Annotated in this window: 4 protein-coding genes; all 4 read left to right on the top strand. The window is 63.0% G+C overall.

The window, feature by feature from the left end; translation table 11 throughout:
- Positions 1–262: 262 nt before the first annotated feature.
- The 4 genes from QMM04_RS20860 (at position 263) to pilO2 (ending at position 4,971) form a co-directional block, all read left to right on the top strand.
- Positions 263–1,321 (top strand): TcpQ domain-containing protein, encoded by a 1,059-nt coding sequence (locus tag QMM04_RS20860; RefSeq protein WP_282996919.1) that lies wholly within the window; start codon positions 263–265, stop codon positions 1,319–1,321.
- On the top strand, positions 1,321–1,776 hold the full coding sequence (locus QMM04_RS20855; RefSeq protein WP_282996918.1) for a hypothetical protein: 456 nt from the start codon (positions 1,321–1,323) through the stop codon (positions 1,774–1,776). Before QMM04_RS20860 ends, QMM04_RS20855 begins: the two co-directional genes overlap by 1 nt.
- Before the next feature lie 124 nt (positions 1,777–1,900).
- Positions 1,901–3,610, top strand: a complete 1,710-nt coding sequence (locus QMM04_RS20850) for a PilN family type IVB pilus formation outer membrane protein (RefSeq protein WP_282996917.1) — start codon at positions 1,901–1,903, stop codon at positions 3,608–3,610.
- A 5-nt stretch (positions 3,611–3,615) separates the two neighbouring features.
- Complete coding sequence (pilO2, locus tag QMM04_RS20845; protein ID WP_282996916.1) at positions 3,616–4,971, top strand: type 4b pilus protein PilO2; 1,356 nt, start codon at positions 3,616–3,618, stop codon at positions 4,969–4,971.
- The last annotated feature ends 1 nt before the right edge of the window (position 4,972 follow it).

Below are 4,972 nucleotides of genomic sequence, written 5' to 3'. Positions count from 1 at the left end.
TCAGTGCGCTTTTCGTTGTGGCGGACCTGCGGCCAGCGCACGCGGTCAGACTGACATCGTCTTATTACTCATTAATGCGATGCGACAAGTCTAAGTCATGCCGCTCTGGCGTCTGTCAGTCTGGCCAGAGCACCGCGAAGCACCCGGCGCCACGACACCCCTTCTGACCGGCAGGTTCGCCTGCCTTCCCGCACGGTTTTTGCCGGTCCGGCTCCGGCCGCCGCAGAGACGGTGCAGCCCTGAGTTATCCGGAGTTCTCTCTATGTCATTTACCGAACGGGCAGGGCTGATACCGGTCCTGCTGCTGACCGGCTGCGCGCAGCCAGCGGTTTACACCGGGCCGCCTTCCGGGAGCGTGATCGACAGCATGCTCTCGCGCAGCGCGGCCGACATCAGCGCCATGCAGTACCGGGTGCATCAGGCCGGGCCCTCGGCGCAGCGTCCGGTTGCGCCCGCCGCTAAACCCGTCCAACCCCTTACGGCGGGCACCACCGGCGCTTCCGCGCTGACGGTGAAGCCCGCGTCTTCCCCTCCGGCCTCCGCGCCGGGCGCCGGACCGACCGATGGCTTTATCCGGCAGGACGGTGCGGCCCCCACGCTGCGCGCAGCCCTGCGCAAAATTGTGCCGCCCGGGCAGACCGTGGTGTTTGATAAGGCGGTCTCCGCCGACGCGCCGGAGCTGTGGCGCTGGACGGGCAACGATCGCTGGCAGTACGTCGCCGACAAGATGCTTTCGGCGCGCGGTCTCAAAGCCACCCTGAACGATAAGACCCACACTGTCACCGTGGCGCCTGCGCAGCATGCTCAGGCATTGCAGGGGGCAGGGAAGCCTGCCGTGCCTCTGCTACCGGCTGCGTCCTCTGTGAAAACGACGTCCGCCGGCAGCGTTAAAAGCGAGGCGCCGGGTTCCACCGGACGTAACCCGTTCGGCGGGAACCATGCGGCTGCGGGAAGCGGGGCGCCGGTCATCCCGGTTAAGACGGTGAAGGCTCCTCCGCCGCTGCGCATCTGGAAAATTGAGCGGGGCACCACCCTGCGACAGGGCTATGAGCAGTGGGTGTCACAGGAAATCTGTGGGTCGGATAAGCCGAAGTGGACGGTCCGCTGGGACACGGGGACGAACTACCCCATCGATTACACCCTGACTTTCCATGCCGCAAACTTTGAGGATGCGACGGCGCAGCTGTTTACCCTCTGGCATTCCGCACAGGTTCCTCTGTTTGTCAGCGGCTACCGCCAGCAGTGTCTGGTTGTTATCAGCGACGCGCCACCGGGAACGGCTTCAGCGGCCTCAAACCCGATGGATAAGGAGACGCGCTGATGCTCAGGAAGACACCTCAATTCCCCCTGAGCGCGGAGGCATTCACCTCACGCAGGGCGTTTATCCGGCTCATCATGACGCTGCTTGCCGACACCGGTGAGCAAAGCAATGACGATCGGCTGACGCGCGCGCTGCGCCTGTTCTTCTCAAAGCATGGCGCTTACTGCGGCGGATATCTGCTTTCCGAGCTCAGCAGAGTGACGTGGCTCTGGGAAATGGATAGGGCTGACGCAAAGGATGAAGAGACCGGTGAGCTTTTTGTGGAAATCGACGTCAGGGATAACGACCTTATCGACCTCACGGTTATCCTCAGCCTGCCGGATGCGTGCGTGACCTACCATCCGGTTATCTTTGACGATCGTTTTACCGGCCGTGAGCGTGCGGTCTACCTCAACGTTCAGCCGCTTTCCACCTTCAGAGGCACGCGGTCTGCTATCGCTGCCGCTTCATGTTAAAGGCCCGGCGCCTTTAGTACGGCAAAGCGTCACGTCGTGACGTGCCTTTTCTGCACCTAACCCATCAGGGTCTCCTGCTGCCGCCTGGCGCCGATCCTGACCGTCATCTGCAACAGGAATAACCATGTTTAGAAAATCCACGATCGGCGTGCTGATTTGCAGCACGCTGCTGCAGGGCTGCGCCCTGGAGCGCATTAACGATGTCCACCGTTCGGCCGGAAATACCGCTGATGACGCCTCTGCTCTCATCCGGCAGGCCGCTGAAAACCGTCCGGTGGTGCAGTTTCAGAACAGCCAGTACGTCAGCCCCGTGCCGCTGCCGGTCGCGAAGTACAACGCGCCCCGCGAGGTGGTGAACTGCAACATGCCTTACCGGGCCATTAAACCCCAGGATATCTGGCAGTTCAGCCAGGACATCGCAACGGTCTGCCACATCCGCACGCGCGTCACGCCGGATGCAGCGGCCGTGCTGGGCGGAGGCGGGGGACAGACCGGCTCGCCGACACAGCGTCTGACCAGCGTGCCGTCGCCCGCGCTTCCGACCGCCGGCGACATGCGTCCGCTGGACTCGTTCGGCCCGGGCACCACGGCCAGCGCAGCGGCACTGGCGGGCGGCACCTCGCGCACATTTTCAGGCGTGACCTACACAGGCAACCTCGGTGGCCTGCTGGATATCGTGACCGCCCGCCTCGGTATTTCCTGGAAATTCGAAGACGGCATGGTGACGTTTTTCTATCTGCAGACGGCGCGCTTCGATATCGAGCCGTCAGATGCGAAATACACGCTCACCGGCTCCGTGATGAGCGGCGTGTCGAACAGCAGCAGCTCGGACAGCGGCTCGGGTTCCGGCAGCTCCGGCTCCAGCTCCAGCGGCGGCGTGTCGGGCGAAAGCGGTACCAGCCTGAAGTCAGACGTCTCCATGGCCAATAACCTCTACGACGACCTGAAATCCACGGCAGAAAGCATGCTGACACCGGGCGTGGGGCGTCTGGACATGAACAAAACGACCGGGACCGTTGTCGTCACCGACGTGCCGGAGGTGGTCCGCCGTATCGGCGACTATCTGACCTCCGAAAACAAGGCGCTGAGCCGGCAGGTCAACCTGAAGGTGGTGATTTACACCGTGAATACCGAAACGAGTGATGCGATCGGCATTGACTGGAACGTCATCTATAAAACGCTGGCGGGCAAGTACGGCATTAACCTGGCGGGGCCGTCCGGGACCGTGGCCGATGCGGGCTCGCTGAGCTTCTCCGTGCTGGATACGGCGACCGGCGCGGCGCGTCAGTTCGCGGGTTCTTCGTTCCTGTTTGACGCACTGTCCAAGCAGGCGCGGGTGGCGGACGTGCGCACAATCCCGCTGATGACCACCAACATGGCCTCCGCCTCGGTGGTGGTGGGACGTCAGATAGCCTACCTCAAGAGCGTGGCCACGACGGTGTATTCATCGGGCAGCACTACGCTGCCATCGCAGACGCTCACCCCGGGCTCCGTGACGACCGGGACCAACATCACGATCTTCCCGAAAATTCTCGACGGTGGCGACCGCATGATGCTGAACATGTTCCTGAACATCTCCAGCCTCATCCAGCTGCGTGAAATCAGCTCTGACACTGAGAAGCTGGAGGCGCCTGAAGTGGACTCCCGCTCCGTTCCGCAGCGCGTCTGGCTGAAACCCGGCCAGACCGTGGTTATCAGCGGGCTGGAGCAGAACGTGGCCACATCAAACCGTCAGGGGCAACTTTCGCCGGACAATCAGGTTACCGGCGGGCAGCGCTCCGGGGACAAGACCCGTCAGTCCTTCGTCATTACCGTCACGCCTTACATCCGGTGAATGCCATGAAGAGAAACAGGAAACGTCCGGCGCCCGCGCCGGATTCCGGTGATATCCGCGTGCTGACCATCAATCAAAGGCGGTTCGTGATAGGGCTGACCTGGCAGACCATCCGCGCCCAGCGCAATCCCATGAAGGAGATACGCCGCGTCGGGAAAGAGCAGGGGCTGGACCTCGTGGCCGTCAGGCGCAGCGACAGCATTCAGGCCGGGTTCGCACCGAGAACGCGGCTTCGCCTGCGTGGCACCTACTCGCTGACGGTGGCGCTGGCTTCGCTGCTGGAAGGCTGCTGTATTGCCGTGGTGCCGCTGGGTGAAAGCCCGGAAGGCATTACTCAGTACACGCTGGTCGGTAAAACCGAACGCGGCGGGATCCACGTCTGGTCCGACAAGGTCTATGCGGCGGACCAGCTGCGCCAGAAGCTTATTGACCTGCGCGACGAGCTGCGGGGCAGTAAGGGCAATCTGGAGGTGCCGGTTTACGGCGACCCGGAGGTTGATGGCGTCACCGCGCCGCTCGACCTGGATACCGTGCTGGCGTCAAAAAACCTCAGCAAAGAGTTCCGCCTGCGGCCGCTGACGTGGGGCATGACGCGGGGGCAGCTGATGGCGGCCGCAGCGGTGACCGCGCTGGCGCTGGCCGGGCTGGCTTTCTGGCTGCACGTGGAGGGCGAACGTGAAGCCGCCGCCCGCGTCGCGCTGCAGCGTGAGATGGCCCGGCAGGCAGAGCTCAATAAGCAGGCGCGCTACAAGGCGGCGCTGGACAGCTTCCGTCACCCGTGGACGGAGCAGCCTTCGGTGGGCTCCTTTGTCGGACAGTGTCAGCAGGTGCTGGACCGCGTGCCGCTCTCAATAGCGGGCTGGATGACCGTGACGGTGGTCTGCTCACAGGGTGACGTCAGCGTGCAGTCCATCCGGCGAACCAACTCAGCGGCCACCACGGCTGACTACGTTGCCGCGGTGAAGAAGCTGTTCGGCGTCGCGCCTGTGTTCAGCTTTGCCGACAGCAGCCAGACGTCATTCACGCTGCCGCAGACGCAGAAGCCGGAAGGGGATGACCCGATGGTGCCGGCTGATGAGAGGCTGATGCAGTTCATCTCCCGGTTCCAGTCGCTGAACATCGATCTGGCCGTGTCGGCGGTGCCGATTAAAGACGTAAAGCAGAACAGCGAAGGGGAAGACCTGCCTCTGCAGCAATGGCAGGAGTACCAGTTCTCTGCTGAAACCGACGTCCCGCCGCGCGACATCTTTGCCGGCGCCGGCTTCACCGGCATCCGCCTATCGCAGGTCACGGTGGGCATCAACACCTCCGACGGTTCAATCCGTTACAAAATCTCAGGATCGCTCTATGGAAAACGTTAAG

It is taken from the genome of Pantoea sp. Pa-EAmG, assembly GCF_030024295.1.
In the GTDB taxonomy this organism is placed as follows: Bacteria; Pseudomonadota; Gammaproteobacteria; order Enterobacterales; family Enterobacteriaceae; genus Pantoea; species Pantoea dispersa.
Note: the sequence above shows the minus strand (reverse complement) of the source record. Positions and strands in the feature narration are given on the sequence as shown.

Excerpts from the sequence above, each read along its gene's own strand:
- QMM04_RS20850 (WP_282996917.1), top strand. The coding sequence starts at position 1,901 with ATGTTTAGAAAATCCACGATCGGCGTGCTGATTTGCAGCACGCTGCTG.
- QMM04_RS20860 (WP_282996919.1), top strand. The coding sequence starts at position 263 with ATGTCATTTACCGAACGGGCAGGGCTGATACCGGTCCTGCTGCTGACC.
- QMM04_RS20855 (WP_282996918.1), top strand. The coding sequence starts at position 1,321 with ATGCTCAGGAAGACACCTCAATTCCCCCTGAGCGCGGAGGCATTCACC.
- pilO2 (WP_282996916.1), top strand. The coding sequence starts at position 3,616 with ATGAAGAGAAACAGGAAACGTCCGGCGCCCGCGCCGGATTCCGGTGAT.